Source organism: Leucogemmata humicola, assembly GCF_055379415.1.
Map to the genome: position 1 here is coordinate 4,304,333 of NZ_AP040875.1, position 16,361 is coordinate 4,320,693.

Here is a 16,361-nt window from a genome sequence, read left to right on the forward strand (position 1 = left end):
TGTTACGAGCCGACCACTCGTACGTTCAGGCGTACTCAACTCGGACTTCCGTCATGCGCTCGAGCGCGTATTCGTTTCTTCTCATCGCCGCTCTTTCGGCCGCGGGGCACGCGCAAACGCGCGCTGCGAGCGACAGCACGTGGGTCGCATACGGTCGCGATCAAACGGGCACGCGCTTCTCACCGCTCTCGCAGATCGCTCGCGACAATGTCAGCCGGCTGGCCGTCGCGTGGACGTATCGCACTGGCGAGTCGAGCGAGTCGACGAAGCAGCCGACCAAGTTCGAGGCGACGCCGCTCATGGTCGACGGAACGCTCTATCTGTCCACGCCGTTCGGTCGGGTGATCGCGCTCGACCCGGAAACGGGAAAGCAGCGATGGATGTTCGACGCCAAGGTCGATCACAACGGCGACTGGGGCGATTTTGCCAACCGCGGCGTGTCGACGTGGCTCGATCCGAAAGCACAACTCGGAGCGGCCTGTCGGCGACGCATCTACGCCGGAGTCATCGACGCGCGCATCATCGCACTCGACGCGAAAACGGGTGCGCCCTGTCGCGCCTTCGGCACGAACGGAACCATCGAGCTGCGACGCGGTCTGCACAACTCGCCGTACTACGCAGAAGAGTATCAACTGACGTCGCCGCCGGCGGTGATCAATGGAACGCTGGTGACCGGATCATCGGTCGCCGACAACAACCGAACGAACGCGGCGAGCGGAGAAGTGCGCGCCTTCGACGCGCGCACTGGAGCAATGAAGTGGAGTTGGGATCCCGTGCCGCGCGATTCGACGGATCCGGCGTGGGCGACGTGGCGCGGCGCGATGGCTCACAGCACGGGCGCGGCGAACGCGTGGTCGGTCATCGCCGCCGATTCGGCGCGCGATCTCGTCTTCGTGCCGACCGGAAGCGCGAGTCCCGACTACTACGGCGGTGAGCGCGGCGGCGACAACCGGTACGCGAACTCGATCGTCGCGCTGCGTGCGTCGACGGGCAAGATCGTCTGGCACTTTCAAACCGTGCACCACGACTTGTGGGACTACGACAATGCGGCGCCGCCGGCACTCGCGACGATCACGCACGATGGAAAGCGGGTGGACGTCGTGCTTCAAGCCACCAAAACTGGTCAGCTCTTCGTGCTCGATCGCGACACCGGCAAGCCCGTGTTTCCCGTAGAGGAGCGCCGAGTTCCTGCGAGCACGGTGTATGGTGAGCGGTCCGCGTTGACGCAGCCCTTCAACACAGTGATTCCACCGCTGAGCCCCCAGGGCTTCTCGCTCGACAGCGTCTGGGGCCCGACGCCAGCGGATCGAGAGAATTGTCGTGAGCAAATTCTATCGCTACGAAACGATGGTCCATTCACGCCACCGAGTCTGCAGGGAACTCTGGCGCGCCCGTCGAACATCGGCGGTGCCCATTGGGGTGGACTTGCGTTCGATTCGCAGCGGCAAGTCGCGATCATTCCCGTCAACACCATCGCCGCGTTCGTCCAGCTCATTCGGCTCGACGAACTCGATACCGCCGTCGCCATGACGAACTCGCACCGGCTCGGCGATCAGTACACTCGTATGCACGGCACGCCGTACGTCATGCGCCGCCGCATGCTCTCGAGCCCGAGCGGCCTCCCATGCGTTCCTCCGCCCTGGGGGGCACTCGTCGCGATCGATCTGAAGACTGGAGCGCGCGTCTGGGACGTGCCGCTTGGCGACCCGGTCGGGATCAAGCCGGAAGTCGGCGCGCTATCGAAGACGCCACTCGGAACACCCAACCTTGGCGGCCCGATCGTTACCGCGGGCGGCATCGCATTCATCGGCGCGACGATGGACCACGCGCTTCGCGCATTCGACGTGGAGACCGGCCGAGAGTTGTGGAAAGGACCGTTGCCCGGCGGCGCGCGCGCCACGCCGATGACTTACGCCATTGGCGGACGACAGTATGTCGTCGTGTCCGTTGGCGGAAGCGAAGACTGGGGCAAAGGCGACTACGTTGTGGCGTTCGCTCTGCCGCGCTGAGTCATGTGCCTAACGAGCGATGCTCGGTATTAGCCGAGCATCTTTTCCACAGCTCTGATCAGCGGAGCAAACGAGAGTTGCTTCCCGGCTACACGCTCTGCCTGTTCGTGCGCCAATTCACGCTGGCCTTCGCCAAATAGCGCCGAGCAAATCCACGGGCCTGCGCGCGGATTGCGCCACCAGTCAACGTCGTACCGCTCGACCAACGTTTCGCTGATCAATGCCTGCAGCTGCCACGCACGCAGATACCGCGCGGCATAGTATCGCGGATCGACGTCGACGAACGCGTCGGCGCGATTGTACCGGAACGTCGTCGCCTCGCTGAGTCGCTCGACATAGAGATCGGGCAGCGAATCCCAGGACGTGGTGCCGCCGTACAGCTCGATCTCGTAGATCAACTTCGCGCAGTAGCGACGCAGATAGTGCAGCTCGTCGAAACCCGTGGCGCGTAGAAACGGAGTGACCTGCGTCGGTTCGAGCTCGGTGTATCGCTTCAACCAACCGGCGTCCTTCATCCGGTGGTCAAACAGCATCGCGTACCCTTCGGTGATCGAGTTGTCGCCCATCCAGCGATACTCGAACGGCAAGTCCGGTCGCATGTACGCGAAGTGCAACGCGTGCCCGAGCTCGTGCAGGAATGTCGTCCAATCGGTCTGCCCGCCGTGCGGTCGCAGTACGAGATACACCTCGTCCGGTACACGCACCGGCGCACAGAACGCGCGACCTCGCTTCCCCTCACGCTCACCCGTGTCGAGTGTGACGCGACCGTTGGCCAGCGGATCGACGCCCATTTCGCGAACCTGACGTCGAATCGCCTCTTCCATCCGATTCGACGGAAAGCCCTTGTCGAAATCGCGCGCGCGAAACATCGCCACGGCGTCGGCACGCGTGACGTCGCCCGCATTCATGCCGAGGATGCGCTTCGTGAACTCAGGCAGCGTGTCGTCCCACAGATCGCGCGTGTCGCGCAGAAACTGCTCGCACTCCGCCTTGAGCGACGCGAGCGAAATGCCGCTCAGCAGCTCGAACGTCGCATTGTAATTCGGCGCGAGGCCCAGCTCTTCGGTGATGTCGCGTTCGCGTTGAAAGCGCTCGCGACGAATCGGCGCCAGTTCGCTGTCGACCAGCTTCGCGCGCGCCGCTTCGATGGCGTGTCGCTCGGCCTTGTCGCGCGAGTTGCCCATCTCGATCGCGACTGCCTCGAACGGAATGCTGCGCGAGTCGCTGACCGGCACGACCGCGGATGCGCCCCACGCAATCTCACGTTCCTCGAGCGCGGCCAGTTGACGCGAGCTCTGCGCCTCGGCCTGCCAGTCGACGAACAGGCGCGTCGACCGGCGCTCTTCGCTCCCTTCAGGAGCGCGTTGGAATTCCTCGAGCACCAGCGCGAGCGAATCAGGCCCGAGGATGCCTGCGTACTTCGCGTAGATCGGCTGCAGCTCTGCGCTCGGCTTGTGACCGGAGTGCGAGAGATAGTACTCCCTCGACAGCTCCTCCATGAACGCTTCGCCCTCGCGGCGAAGACGTTCGAGCGAAAGCGGCTCCGGGCTCACGACGCCAAACGCGCGCGAATGATCTCAGCCACGCGCTCGGCGGCAACGCGTTCCTGCAGCAGCGTGTCGCGATCGCGAATCGTCACCGACCCGTCCTTGATCGTGTCGCCGTCGACCGTGATGCAATACGGCGTGCCGACTTCGTCCTGTCGACGATAGCGACGCCCGATCGCGCCCGACTCGTCGTAGAACACCGGGAAGCTCTGGCGCAGTTCCTTCGTCAGCTTCTCGGCGAACTCCGGCATTCCGTCCTTCTTCACGAGCGGGAACACGCCCGCCTTGATCGGCGCGACGCCGGGATGCAGCGCGAGCACCGTACGACCTTCATCCTCGCCTTCGACTTTCTCTTCACGATACGCATTCACTAGCAGCGCAAGCGTCGTACGATCGGCGCCGACCGACGTCTCGACGACGTACGGCACGAAGCGCTTGTTGTTCGGCTGGTCGAAGTACTCGAGCTTCTTTCCGGAATACTCCTGGTGCCGAGTGAGGTCGAAGTCGCCGCGATTGTGAACGCCTTCGATCTCCTGGAAGCCAAGCGTACCACCGAAGTCGAACTGCACGTCGAACGCCGCGCGCGCGTAGTGCGCGAGTTCTTCCTTGGTGTGCTGGTGGAACAGTAGTCGCGCCGGATCGAGTCCGAGCGACTTGTGCCACTCCATGCGCTGTTCCTTCCAGTACTCGAACCAGTGCATGTCGGTGCCAGGCTCGACGAAGAACTGCATCTCCATCTGTTCGAACTCACGCGTGCGGAAGATGAAGTTTCCGGGCGTGATTTCGTTGCGGAACGCCTTACCGATCTGCGCGATGCCGAACGGCACCTTCTGACGCGTCGACTGCTGGACGTTGAGGAAATTCACATAGATGCCCTGCGCCGTTTCGGGGCGCAGATATACGACCGAGGCACTCTCCTCGACGGGCCCCATGAACGTCTTGAACATGAGGTTGAAGAGACGCGCCTCGGACAGCGTGCCCTTCATGCCGCACGCAGGGCACTGTGCCTCCGGCGTGCCGGGCACGCCCTTGATCTTGGGATCGTCGGCGCGAAAGCGCTTTTTACAGTTCTTGCAATCGACGAGCGGGTCGGTGAAGCCAGCGACATGGCCGCTGGCCTCCCACACGCGCGGATGCATCAAGATGGCGGCATCGAGCCCCTCGATGTCGTCGCGCGACCGAACCATCGCGTTCCACCAACGATCCTTGACGTTCCTCTTCAGCTCGACACCGAGCGGGCCGTAGTCCCACACGGAACCGGCGCCGCCATAGATCTCTGAAGATTGGAAAATGAATCCGCGTCGCTTGCACAGCGACACGAGCTTTTCGAGGACGTCGGGAGTAGGCATTTCTTGGCGGTGTTTAACGTGCGGTCAGCGCAGTCCTGAAACTTAACATCACCCAACCTACGCTCGGCCTCTTCGTGACCTTGGCGTCTACGTGTCGAGCTCCGCGCTCAATTTCGGCTCGGGTGGAACGCCCTGACCGAGGATCCGCGCCACGATGTTGTCGCCGTGATACCGGCCGTTTTCGATGAACACCTTGTTCGCGTCGAACCCGGCCACGACCACGCCGGCGATGAACACGCCGGGCACCGTGGTCTCGAGCGTTTCCGGATCGTGCGCGGGGATGCCCGTCACCGGATCGATCGGGACGCCAATCTGCCGGAGTAGCTCTGTGTTCGGCGCAAAGCCGGTCATCACGTACACGAGGTCGGCCTTGATGCGCTCCTCGCCGCCCGGGTTCGTGATCGTGACCGAACCCGGCTGAATCGAGTGCACGCGGCTGTCCCAGCGCGCCGCGATGCTCCCTTCCTTTTCGCGGTTCAGAAAGTCCGGAAGCACCCACGGTTTGATCTTCTTGTCGAACGTTGGCCCGAAGTGCACGAGCGTCACACGCGCGCCGGACCGCCAGAGATCCAACGCCGCCTCAGCGGCGGAATTGCCACCGCCAACCACGACGACATCCTGGTCGAACGCGCCGTGGCCCTCGCGGTAAACGTGCGCCACCTGTGGGAGATCTTCGCCCGGAACGCGCAGGTAGTTCGGCGAGCCGAAGTAACCCGTCGCGATCACCACCGCGCGCGCTTCGGTCCGCATTGCGCCGTGGGCGCGCGAGTCCGAGTGCACAACGAACGTGTCCCCCGCGCGCTCGATCTTCGTAACGCGCTCGTACTGGCGGATCTGAATGCCGAAATACTTCACGACAGCGCGGTAGTACGCGAGGCCATCGCGACGCGTGGGCTTCTCGCCCGCGATGACGAACGGCAGGCCGCCGAGCGCCAGCTTTTCCGCTGTCGAAAAGAACTGCACGTACGTTGGGTAGTGCGCGATCGTGCTCACCACCGACGCCCCTTCGAGCACGAGCGTCGTCAGCCCGGCACGCTGTGCCGAGATCGCCGTCGCGAGGCCACACGGCCCGCCGCCGACGATCAGCAGGTCAATCACAGTCCTATGATCTGATCGCGCCGCGTGCCGACGCTGACGTACGTGATCGGCGTTTCGATCAACTCCTGCAGGCGATCGAGATACGCTCTCGCCTCGCTCGGCAACTCTTCGAGACGGCGCGCTTCGGACGTGCTCTTCTGCCAACCTTCCATCCACTCGTACCGCGGCACCGCGTGTTCGAGCAGCGTGAGGTCGCCCGGAAATTCGGTGTGCACGTCACCGTCGTACTCGTAGCCCGTACAGATGGCGACACGATCCAACGTGTCGAGCACGTCGAGCTTGGTCACCGCCACGTCCGTGAGACCATTGATCCGATTCGCGTAGCGCACGACGATCGCGTCGAACCAACCGCACCGTCGCGCACGACCGGTCGTTGCGCCAAACTCGTTGCCGAGCGAACGGACGCGCTCGCCCATTGGCGTGTCCATTTCGGTGGGCAGCGGACCGGTACCAACGCGGGTCGTATACGCCTTCACTACGCCAAGCACTGCGTCGATCGCGGTGGGCGCGACGCCAACCCCCGTTGCCGCTCCACCTGACGTCGTGCTGCTCGACGTCACGAACGGATAGGTGCCATGGTCGACGTCGAGCAGCGAGCCCTGTGCGCCTTCCAGCAGCACTGCCGCACCGCTCTTCATCGCGCGGTGCACGACAAGACCGACGTCTTCGGCGAGCGGAAGCAAGCGCTCAGCGAGCTGTTCCAGTCGGTCGATGATCGCCTTCGGCTCGACGCGCTTGGTCGACCCGAATGCCGCGAGCTGGACGTTGGCGCGCTCGGCGTTGCGCGTCACCAATTCGGTGAGACGGTCGCGATTACGCAGATCGAGGACGCGAATACCGCGACGTGCGATTTTGTCTTCGTACGCCGGACCAATCCCGCGGCCGGTCGTGCCGAGCGACTGCGAGTGAGAACTCTCGGCATCCACGATCTTGTGGTACGGCAGCACCAGGTGCGCGCGCTCGCTCACATAGAGCCGGCCCTCGACGTCGATGCCGTCGGCGACGAGCTCGTCGATTTCGGTGAAGAGCGTCTCAGGGTCGAGCACCACGCCGTTGCCGATCGCGCAGCGCACGCCTGGGTGCAGAATTCCGCTCGGAATCTGGTGCAGGACGAATGAATGCTCACCCAGATCGACCGTGTGGCCGGCGTTTGCGCCGCCTTGATATCGGACCACCCAGTCGGCGCGTTCAGCGAGAACGTCGACGAGCTTGCCTTTCCCCTCGTCGCCCCATTGGGCACCAACGACGACGACCGTGCGATTGCTCTGAGTAAACATGTCTACCGGTTTTGCCGCGCAAAAAAAATCGCCCCGGCGGCTCACCCGGGGCGTTGTTTTAATCTAGGCCAATGGGCGGGGGAGTCAACGCATCCTCCCGCCCACACTGTTGGCTACCTCACATGCACCGCGACGGTCCGCGTCGGCGGCAAAGGCGAAAAATTGGGAGGCGTCGGGACGCCCGGTGGAAAGGGCGTTGGTCCAAACGTGAGCGCCAAATCGGCGCCCTTGGCGGGCGTGAGTTCGAAGTCGTAGATCTCGCCGGCATCGAACACCACTACTGCCGGTCGGGGCGTCGCCTGCGACACAGGCAGTGCGGCGCCGTCTTTGGCGACCGCCTTCCACAGCACGGGGGCCTTGCCATTGAGCATCGACACGAGCACCGGGCCGCCGTCCGCGAGGTTGATCAATCGGAATCGATACGTCGTTCCGGCGCGAAGGTCCATCGCCTTCGGTTGCGCCTCGCCGTTCATCAGGTAGTTGGCGAACGGGCCGATAATCACGTTCTTGGTCGGGCCCGCGGTGCCGAAGAACAAGACGCGATCGTGGTCCGGATCGAACTGCTGCCCAGGCTCGACGACGATGATCGGCCCGTAGAGCCCGGACGCGATTTGCGACGACTCATTGATGTGTGAGTGGTACATGAACGTCCCTGCGCGAGGCGGCGTATATCGAATCGTTATCGAATCGCCCGGGGCGATCGGCTGCAACGTTTGGTTGCCGCTCCCGCTCCATCCGGGAACGCCGTCCGGATAGCTCTCCAACTCGATGCCGTGCCAGTGAATCGACGCACGCTCCTTCGCGCTATTGACTACCGTGATCGCGACAGGCTTGCCTCGCTCGAGCACCAAGGTCGGCCCGGACGACGGCGCTACGTTCGCGTCCTTCTCAGCGGGCGTGCCTCCGAGCACCATCGCGTACCCCGTATTCGTTCCGTACGCGCGTTCCTTCTGCCGAACGATCATTCGTATTTTGCGCGGCGCCTCGGCAAGCGCTACCGGCGGACCCTTTGGCGCGACGCGAAGGCCGAGCACGAGCCCGAACATCTGATGTGGACCATCCGCCAGGTGATGGCTTGCCATGCTTTCGTCGAAGTGGTCCTTGTCGCGATCTAGCGACGACGACGACGAGATGTGCTCGGCGTAGTGGCAGTGGTAGATCCAATTGCCCGCGCGATCAGGAACCCAAGAGATCGACATCGTCGAAAACGGAAACGCGACCTCGGTCACCGCGAGGCGCTGCTGCTCCTTCGTGTAGATCGAGTCGCTTGCACCGTCGCCCTTGTGCTCGACGCGGAAATAGAACCCGTGCAGGTGCATCGGGTGGTCGAGCTCAGTCAGGTTGATCACGCGCCAATGCACCGAGTCGCCCTGCTTCAGATCGATGCGCTCTGTGTGCGGCCACGAGAGTCCGTTGATCGTCATCGTCGCGCGACCCAAACCGGTCGGACTCTTCGCGTCGAAGGTGTTCCAGATCGACATGACAAGCACTCTGTCGGCCGTCTGCGGCCCGGTGCCATCGATGATGATCGCTCCCGAGAGTTCCATGTCCGGTGCGAACCGCGATCCGAAATACACTTTGTCGACGCTGCGGCGCGCGAGGTAGTAAAAGTTGCCGGGCGTTCCCGCCTTGAACTGCACGTCGCGCGATGCACCGGCTGGAATCACGATGCTGTCCGTCATTCCGCGCGTCTTGCCGAACCCGAAGACGGTGAGCGGCTTGTCGAGCGAATTCTTGAGCGACGCTTTTACATCGGTGCCCACCGGTACGCGAATGAGCGGACCTGGAGCGGACAGCGGCTTTCCTTCCTCGGCCCAGGCCGCGACAGGAAGCGCGCTGCCCTGTTCGCCTTCGGGCTTCCACGTACCGTTGCGTGCTTCGAGCCGCACCGTGAGCACACCGTTTTTCAGTGTGCCGGCTGGTTTGCGATTGTCATTGGCGACGACCGATTCCGGTGCGCGCGGAGCAGCGGCAGCGGCAAGGCAGACGCACGCGCCAATGAGCGCGGCGTGCCTGAGAAGCTTGTTCATTCCCGAGCCTCGTGAAGGGGGAAAAGCGTGACGAGGACTACGACAGCAACGGCGCCGACGTGGGACGGGCGAACGTAAGGTAGATGCTAATGAGAAGTCAATTAATGCTCATGGAAGAGTCGTGTGGTGTCACACGCATCATCGTCGTCTTGTGCGCGCTAGCCAACCCATAGCACGCCGATCAACCACGCTCCCATCGCAAGGCCGATCCCGACCTTGACTGCCGCGGCGACGACGCGACCTAGCAACGCGCCCCACGCGACACGCGTCGCTCCCATGTGGTCCTTGGTGCCGCTCCATTCGAACACAAAGGCACCGACGAACGCACCGACGAATGCGCCGATCACCGAACCGACGATGGGAATCGGAACGCCCATGAACGCTCCGATCATTCCACCGATGATTGCTCCCCAACCAGCGCGTCGCGACCCGCCGTACTTCCGCGCAAACCGCCCCGCCAAGATCCACTCGAGCGCTTCGGCGATCGCCATCAGCACGCCCACGCCGATCACGGTGGCCAGACCGATCGCGCCCCCCGGCACGAGCAGGTAGTAGCACAACGCGCCTGCGAAGATCACGAGCGTCCCCGGGAAACCAAAGGGGATCATCACGAGACCAAGCAGGACCGCGAGAACGAGAAGGATTGCTGCCATCAGCCGAGCTCCGTTGCCATGCGCGCGAGGACCTGGGCGGCCCCGGTAATGCCGGTTCCCCGCATCCCGGACAACGTGTCGCGCGACGTGTGGATCCTCTGTAGCGTACGAACGGTGCCACGGCTGAGTGTCAATGTCTCCCAGCCGGCGTCCGCCAAGGCGACGCTGTCTGTGAGAATTCCCGGGATGAGGCGTAGGACTCTCGGCGGCTCTGCCTCCACTGCGACCGCCGCCGTCTCAAGGCGTGCGATGAGTTCGTCGGGGCGCGATCGTGAGAACATCACGACCAACGGCCCGAAGTCGTCCACACTATCGCAGTTGAGAGCAACGCCAGGCGCCAATGTCTTCGCCCACGCACGCGCCCCTGCCAGCGCGAGTTCTTCGGCGTCGGTGATCAACACGCCGACGCGCGCTGTCGCCGGAATCGCCTCCGCGGCTTCGAGCACCGCGGCCACGCCGCTCGCGTTGTCCAACGTCCCGTGATTCCGATCGCCGACGACCGACAGAATGAGCGGCAGCGCACTCAGCCACGTGAAGATCAGAAGGGCCATTGCGGCACCACCGCTCGGCTCACGCACAAGACTCACCGCGATCATCGCGACGACACCAATGGACGTGCCGACGACACCTGCCACGCGCGCGATCATCGACACCGGTTGCCACTTGGAATCGATATGTGCCACGAGCCACACTGTCGGCGGCCCCCCCGGTCGAACGCCTTGGAGATTCACGCCGCGTCGACGCATTAGCGGATAGTCGAGCACGCCTCGCCGGCCGAGCACCGCCAGCGTGCCGAACGCAACCACGAGAACGACGCACGCAGCCACGGTCCACGCTGGATTCCCGCGGCCAAAGTACAACGTGCCCGTGACGAACGCCGCGACGACACCGCTGATCGGCATGGCCCACGATGCCGGAAATGCTGAATACTCGAAAGAGTGTTCGCTAATAGCAAACCCGGCGTGACGGAGAACGTCCGCGCAGTACCGGCGGGCCTCCGCGACACCCGGCCCTCCAGAGGGACGAGAAAGAGAGCCGATGATGGAAAGATGAGCCATGGAACAGCGAGAAAGGGCGCGAGATGCCAGAGGGCGCCAAATGCCAAACGGCGCGAAATGCCGAACGGCGCAGAATGCCGAACCGCGCGAAATGCCGAACCGCGCGAAATGCCAAACGGCGCCAAAGAGCGTTTACAGCGAACGTCGGGCCCGACCGGCCGATGCGGTCACGCCGCGAACGCGGTTGCGCTCCGTTCGTCGTTCAGCGCCGTTCGGCATTCCGCGCCGTTCGGCATTCCGCGCCGTTCGGCATTCCGCGCCGTCTGGCATTCCGCGCCGTCTGGCATTCCGCGCCGTCTGGCATTCCGCGCCGTCTGGCATTCCGCGCCGTCTGGCATTCCGCGCCGTCTGGCATTCCGCGCCGTCTGGCATTCCGCGCCGTCTGGCATTCCGCGCCGTCTGGCCTTTCGCGCCGTCTTTATTTCACCATCTCGCCGACGATCTTCCGCTGCTCCGCCTCTAACGGTCGCAACGGCAACCGCACCGGACCGCCGTTCAGTCCGACCTGATCCATCGCCGCTTTCACTCCGGGAATTCCCAACTCGCCCACGATCTTCGCGCCCAACGGACTCACGCGCACCTGCGCGGCCGTCGCCGCGGCGTCGTTCCCCTGCACGAACGAGTTGTAGACATCGAGCGTGAGCCCCGCCGCGAAGAGCGCCACCGCAAGGATTCCACCCGGTGCACCCGCCTTCAACGCATGGTGAAAGAGCGGCGCGTTTCCGGTGAGCACCGAAAAGGTGGCCGACTGCGCTTGCATGTACGCAGCGAGTTGATCGGCTTGGCCGGAGCTGTCCTTGATCCCGATGACGTTCTCGTGCGCCGCAAGCTCGGCCACGAGCGCGGGCGGCAGCGAGAAGTGCATGTATTTCGGAATGCTGTACAGCACGACCGACACCGGGCTTTCGTCGGCGATGCGACGATAGTGCGCCCGCAGCGCATCGATCGTCATTGCGCCGCCGTAGTAGTGCGGCGCGACGACCAGCACGGCATCCGCGCCGCGCGACGCAGCGTCGCGCGTCTGTTGCAAACACGTTCGCGTCGATTCAGCGCCCGTGCCGACGATCAACAGCTTGTCGCTTGGTACGACATCGCGCGCCGTTTCCACGAGCGCGCACCGCTCCGCGGCATCCAACAATGCCGCTTCGCCTGTCGACCCTGTGACGACCAAGCCGTCGAGGCCGGCCGCGAGATGGGCTCGTCCGTTGGCGGCGAATGCCGCGAGATCCAGCTCGTCGCTATTTCCCGATTTGAACGTCGAGACGACGGGGGCGAAAATTCCGCGAAGTCGGTTGGCAGCCAGTGTCATGAAAGAAAATCTAGCCCACCAACCTGCATTCCTTCGAGTTGGGGAACCGCGATCACCGTCTCAGCCGGCAACTCCGGAACGGCCGGCAGCCCGAGCGGCGTCAATGCCGCCGGAGCCGGCGGCGACTGAGGGACCGCCGCGGCTGCGAGGGGAGTCGGCGCGCGCGGCGCGGGGCGCGGAGCCTCCGGCTGAGCGGGCGCCTCCGACAGCGTCGAGAACATCCGCATCTTGAGCTCGAAGTCCGACGGGTTGCTCGCCGCGGCCTTGGCCACGTCGAACGTCACCTCGCCAGCGGACACGAGATCCGCGAGACACTGATCGAACGTCTGCATGCCGTACTGCTCGCGACCGTCTGCAATGAAGTCGCGAATCTCACCGATGCGCGTGCCTTCGAGAATGAGATCCTTGATCGCCGGCGTGTTGATCATCACCTCGGCCGCCACCGCGCGTCCCTTGCCCGTGCGCTTGGGCAACAGTCGCTGCGACACTACTGCGTAGAGCGACTCGGCCAACCGAACGCGAATGACGTCCTGCTCTTCGGGCGGGAACATTGCCATGATGCGGAGAATCGTGCTCTGCGCATCGGGCGTATGCAGGGTCGACATCAGCAAGTGGCCCGTCTCAGCGGCCTTGATCGCGGTATCGACCGTTTCGGCGTCGCGCATTTCACCGATCATGATCACGTCCGGATCCTGACGCAACGCGGCGCGCAATCCCATCTTGAAGTCCGTCGTGTCTGAGCCGATCTCGCGCTGCGTGACCGATGACATCTGATCGGTGTGCAGGAATTCGATCGGATTCTCGAGCGTGAGGATGTGTCGGTTTTCGCGAACGTTGATGTAGTTGATCAGCGCCGCCATCGTGCTCGACTTACCCGATCCCGTCACGCCCGTCACGAGCACCATGCCACGCTCGGTTTCAGCGATCTTCGACAGCACCGGTGGCAAGCCGAGCTTTTCGAAAGTCGGCACTTCCCACGGAATGACGCGCATGATGATCGAGAACGAACCGCGCTGCTTCATGATGTTCACGCGGAAGCGTCCGATCCCCGCCGCCGACCATGAGCAATCGTAGTCCAGGATCTTATCAAGGCGCAGCTTGTCCTCCTCATTGTTCATGAGGTGGAGGGCAATGGCTCGCGTCTGTTCTGGCGTCAGCGCCTGCTTGGTCAGCGCCACGAGCTCGCCGTTGATGCGCGCGCGAAAAACGTCGCCCGCTTTGATGTGCAGGTCCGACGCGCCGCGATCTACAGCCGCCTTGATGATCTTTTCCATTTCAGTACCCAGCTCTCTTGTCGACGATGTTTCTCAAGGGCTCGCCCTTTGAGTATCGGCGCCAGTTGTCCAAAAATAGATCGAGCTGCCGGGGCCAAAATCGGCCGGGGGAAACCGGGGATATATGAGGACTCAGAATCACCTGCCGGAGCCCCCACAGAGGGCTGGTCGGGGGAACCGGCTCCTCCTTGAATACATCGAGCGCTGCACCCCGCAGCCGTCCAGCCGCCAGTCGCTCGGCCAGTGCGTCCTGATCGAGTAGCGCTCCGCGAGCCACGTTGACGATGATCGCCGACTGGGGCAGAAGGTCCAGTCGCTCCGCCGTGAGGAGGCCGTTCGTGTCACCCGTAAGCGGCGCCGCCAGTACGACGACGTCGTGCTTCGGGAGCTCGGCCTCGAACTGATCCAGTCCCACGACGCGCTCGAACCCCGGCGGTGGGCCCATGCCCACTCGCCGTCGAACACCGGTGCATCGAGCACCGAGCGCGCTGAGTCGTTCAGCTGTGGCACCCCCTATACCTCCAACACCAACGACCAAAGCGCGCACTGAATCCATCTCGCGCAGCACCGAATCCATGCGGACGAACGGCTGCTTGTTCCATTCAGCCCGACGCTGCTGGTCGATGACCATGTCCAGGCCGCGCAGGAAGTGCAGTACGCTGCCCACGACGTACTCAGCGATCGGAATGGCGTGAATTCCCGCCGAGTTGCTGAGCAGCACGTCGCTCGCAACCATCTCGTCGTGCAGGGCGGTCCCGACGCCTGCCGCCGCGGAGTGAACCCAGCGAAGCCGCTGCGCTTCGACAAACAGCACGCGCGGAATTCCAAAACCGTAATAGGCCTCCGCTTCGCGAACGGCGTTCATCACTTCGTCGCTGGGGCGCGGTGGTCCGTCACCGTCGGAGCTGGTGGGAGCGCGGACGACGTGCACGCGCCAGCCCGGAGGAGTCTCGTCGAGAATTCGACGTTCGCCTTCGGGAGTGAGTGCCCAGTTTTTTGAAGTCGCCGCGAGATCGAGAACGAGAAGTCGGTCCATCAATCCGTTGTGATGCTGATGACGTCTGGTCGGCCGCGGAGTACGTCGCACAGGACGTCGAACTGTTTGGTGGCTCCGATGAGCTCGAGCTCGAACGTGCGATCGGAGTTGTGCTCAAAGGTACGACGAGCAAATACGTGTACGCCCTGCTCGTCGATGACCTTCTCGAAGGTGTCGTACGACGCACCAGGGCGAACGCGAAGCGTTGCCTTGATACGCCGGCGCTTGGCCAGCAGGCGCCGCTCGACAGGACGCAGTCCAACGAGAACGAGCACAATCAACGTCGTCGTTCCAACCGCGTCGACGTAGGCGCCCGATCCCACCGCCGCGCCGATCGCGGCGACCACCCAGATGGTCGCCGCCGTCGTGAGGCCGATGATCGCGCCCTCGCCATGCAGAATCGCGCCGGCGCCAAGGAACCCGATCCCCGATACGATCTGCGCGGCAATGCGCGTTGTGTCGCCGTACGGACGACCATCCGGCGTGAAGCCAATCCGCGCGATGTCAACCGACAGCTGTGTGAACAGCGCCGCGCCTACGCAGATGAGGATGTTGGTTCGCAGGCCGGCGGGTTTCCCCGCCATCTCGCGCTCCATCCCGATCGCGCCGCCGAGGAGCGTTGCCAGCAAGAGTTTGCCGAGCACGCTGAGCCGCAGCGCCTCGGCGAGTGCGGCGAGCGATGTGTTCGAGTCGGCGGAAGCAATTGCGGAAACGAAGATGCGACGCCCCGGCGTGTCGGAGACAAGACCGAGGGCTCACCCTACGCTACGTCGGCAACGAGCGAGCCCGAGAGGATCGCCTGCAGTATGACGTGGCCGTCCCAGCGTCGCAACCGCCCTGCACGGCTCCGGCACTGGTTCTATTCGATTGTAACAGCCGTTGGGTCCATCGCGGTGACGAGATCGTCAACCGTCCAGGGGCGGAACGCCAGGCCGTGCATCATGGCTGGCGTCATCTTGCGGCCCTGCTCGGCGCTCAGCGACTGATGCACGCGAATGAAGTTATGCGCGAAGAAGTGCAGCGCCACAGCGTGCGCGTGGTTCTCCGCCTTCTTGGAGTGCTGATTCGTGAGGCGAGCGAAGCGACGGCACCGCTGGCGCGTGTGCAGGTTCACGTTCTCCACGTGGCTCGTCGTCGCCTGGTCCATGTCCGGCGTGCCGATGCGCTTCTGCTTCGTGACTGACGTGCAGATCGCCGGACCATAGCGCCGCGCCGATTCCTTATCCGTCGTCTCGTAGTTCTTGATGCACACGGCGTAGTCTGCCCGGCGCCACGTGAACGACTTCGCAATCGCGTCGTGGTAGGCGCCCCAGCTATCCGTCGTGATTTGCGTGCGACCGTAGGTCCGCTCGGCGGCATCCGCGACGAACACGTTCGTGCTCTCGCGCGTGTGCTCGCCCACCAAATAGCTGACGATCAATTTCGTCTGCGGATCGAGCGCGACGAACGTCCACACGTCGCCGTAGGCGGGATTGAGCGAGCGGTTGCGGTGCGCGCCGACGAACGACCACTGCTCGTCCATCTGGATGAACTTCGCGCGAATGCCGGTCACCATGTAGTCGTGGTAGAAGGCCGCGAACTCGCCAGCCTCTGCAAGCAGACGAAGGACGGTGCCCTTTGAGACGCCGCACGCGCGGGCGGTTGGATTCACGCCCATGCCGTCAGTGAGACACCGCAGAACCATCGCCCGGACCGCCGCGCTCGTTTTGTTCATGCGCCAA

At 63.8% G+C, this 16,361-nt stretch carries 13 protein-coding genes; 1 reads left to right on the forward strand and 12 read right to left on the reverse strand.

From position 1 onward, the window contains the following. Positions 1-53: 53 nt before the first annotated feature. Positions 54-2,009, forward strand: a complete 1,956-nt coding sequence (locus AC6H4Z_RS18315) for a pyrroloquinoline quinone-dependent dehydrogenase (protein WP_497543407.1) — start codon at positions 54-56, stop codon at positions 2,007-2,009. Between the two features lie 29 nt (positions 2,010-2,038). On the opposite strand, the gene AC6H4Z_RS18320 is transcribed toward AC6H4Z_RS18315, so the two are convergent. The 12 genes from AC6H4Z_RS18320 to AC6H4Z_RS18375 form a co-directional block, all read right to left on the reverse strand. After that, positions 2,039-3,562, reverse strand: a complete 1,524-nt coding sequence (locus AC6H4Z_RS18320) for a gluzincin family metallopeptidase (RefSeq protein WP_497543408.1) — start codon at positions 3,560-3,562, stop codon at positions 2,039-2,041. Then, complete coding sequence (locus tag AC6H4Z_RS18325; protein ID WP_497543409.1) at positions 3,559-4,905, reverse strand: glycine--tRNA ligase; 1,347 nt, start codon at positions 4,903-4,905, stop codon at positions 3,559-3,561. The genes AC6H4Z_RS18320 and AC6H4Z_RS18325 overlap by 4 nt, the downstream gene beginning before the upstream one ends. 87 nt (positions 4,906-4,992) lie before the next feature. Then, on the reverse strand, positions 4,993-6,003 hold the full coding sequence (locus AC6H4Z_RS18330) for a YpdA family putative bacillithiol disulfide reductase (protein ID WP_497543410.1): 1,011 nt from the start codon (positions 6,001-6,003) through the stop codon (positions 4,993-4,995). Then, a complete protein-coding gene (locus tag AC6H4Z_RS18335) occupies positions 6,000-7,280 on the reverse strand; it encodes an adenylosuccinate synthase (RefSeq protein WP_497543411.1) in 1,281 nt (426 codons plus the stop codon). Before AC6H4Z_RS18335 ends, AC6H4Z_RS18330 begins: the two co-directional genes overlap by 4 nt. Before the next feature lie 113 nt (positions 7,281-7,393). Next, on the reverse strand, positions 7,394-9,310 hold the full coding sequence (locus tag AC6H4Z_RS18340) for a multicopper oxidase domain-containing protein (protein ID WP_497543412.1): 1,917 nt from the start codon (positions 9,308-9,310) through the stop codon (positions 7,394-7,396). Between the two features lie 158 nt (positions 9,311-9,468). Further along, positions 9,469-9,963, reverse strand: a complete 495-nt coding sequence (locus AC6H4Z_RS18345; RefSeq protein ID WP_497543413.1) for a DUF456 domain-containing protein — start codon at positions 9,961-9,963, stop codon at positions 9,469-9,471. After that, positions 9,963-10,865 (reverse strand): M28 family peptidase, encoded by a 903-nt coding sequence (locus AC6H4Z_RS18350; RefSeq protein ID WP_497543414.1) that lies wholly within the window; start codon positions 10,863-10,865, stop codon positions 9,963-9,965. Before AC6H4Z_RS18350 ends, AC6H4Z_RS18345 begins: the two co-directional genes overlap by 1 nt. Positions 10,866-11,439: 574 nt before the next feature. After that, positions 11,440-12,330, reverse strand: a complete 891-nt coding sequence (locus AC6H4Z_RS18355; RefSeq protein ID WP_497543415.1) for a dihydrodipicolinate synthase family protein — start codon at positions 12,328-12,330, stop codon at positions 11,440-11,442. Beyond that, entirely contained in the window at positions 12,327-13,604 is a 1,278-nt protein-coding gene (locus AC6H4Z_RS18360) for a type IV pilus twitching motility protein PilT (protein ID WP_497543416.1), read from the reverse strand. Before AC6H4Z_RS18360 ends, AC6H4Z_RS18355 begins: the two co-directional genes overlap by 4 nt. A gap of 1 nt (position 13,605) precedes the next feature. Beyond that, positions 13,606-14,640: a D-2-hydroxyacid dehydrogenase gene (locus AC6H4Z_RS18365; RefSeq protein WP_497543417.1), complete on the reverse strand. Its 1,035-nt coding sequence runs from the start codon at positions 14,638-14,640 to the stop codon at positions 13,606-13,608. Beyond that, positions 14,640-15,284: an MgtC/SapB family protein gene (locus AC6H4Z_RS18370; RefSeq protein ID WP_497543418.1), complete on the reverse strand. Its 645-nt coding sequence runs from the start codon at positions 15,282-15,284 to the stop codon at positions 14,640-14,642. Before AC6H4Z_RS18370 ends, AC6H4Z_RS18365 begins: the two co-directional genes overlap by 1 nt. 215 nt (positions 15,285-15,499) lie before the next feature. After that, the gene (locus tag AC6H4Z_RS18375; RefSeq protein WP_497543419.1) at positions 15,500-16,354 is read right to left on the reverse strand and encodes an IS1 family transposase; all 855 of its coding nucleotides are present in this window, start codon (positions 16,352-16,354) and stop codon (positions 15,500-15,502) included. Positions 16,355-16,361 lie beyond the last annotated feature (7 nt).

Coding starts and splice junctions, on each gene's coding strand:
- AC6H4Z_RS18365 (WP_497543417.1), bottom strand. CDS start 14,640: ATGGACCGACTTCTCGTTCTCGATCTCGCGGCGACTTCAAAAAACTGG.
- AC6H4Z_RS18325 (WP_497543409.1), bottom strand. CDS start 4,905: ATGCCTACTCCCGACGTCCTCGAAAAGCTCGTGTCGCTGTGCAAGCGA.
- AC6H4Z_RS18340 (WP_497543412.1), bottom strand. CDS start 9,310: ATGAACAAGCTTCTCAGGCACGCCGCGCTCATTGGCGCGTGCGTCTGC.
- AC6H4Z_RS18315 (WP_497543407.1), top strand. CDS start 54: ATGCGCTCGAGCGCGTATTCGTTTCTTCTCATCGCCGCTCTTTCGGCC.
- AC6H4Z_RS18355 (WP_497543415.1), bottom strand. CDS start 12,330: ATGACACTGGCTGCCAACCGACTTCGCGGAATTTTCGCCCCCGTCGTC.
- AC6H4Z_RS18345 (WP_497543413.1), bottom strand. CDS start 9,963: ATGGCAGCAATCCTTCTCGTTCTCGCGGTCCTGCTTGGTCTCGTGATG.
- AC6H4Z_RS18360 (WP_497543416.1), bottom strand. CDS start 13,604: ATGGAAAAGATCATCAAGGCGGCTGTAGATCGCGGCGCGTCGGACCTG.
- AC6H4Z_RS18335 (WP_497543411.1), bottom strand. CDS start 7,280: ATGTTTACTCAGAGCAATCGCACGGTCGTCGTCGTTGGTGCCCAATGG.
- AC6H4Z_RS18350 (WP_497543414.1), bottom strand. CDS start 10,865: ATGCCGATCAGCGGTGTCGTCGCGGCGTTCGTCACGGGCACGTTGTAC.
- AC6H4Z_RS18375 (WP_497543419.1), bottom strand. CDS start 16,354: ATGAACAAAACGAGCGCGGCGGTCCGGGCGATGGTTCTGCGGTGTCTC.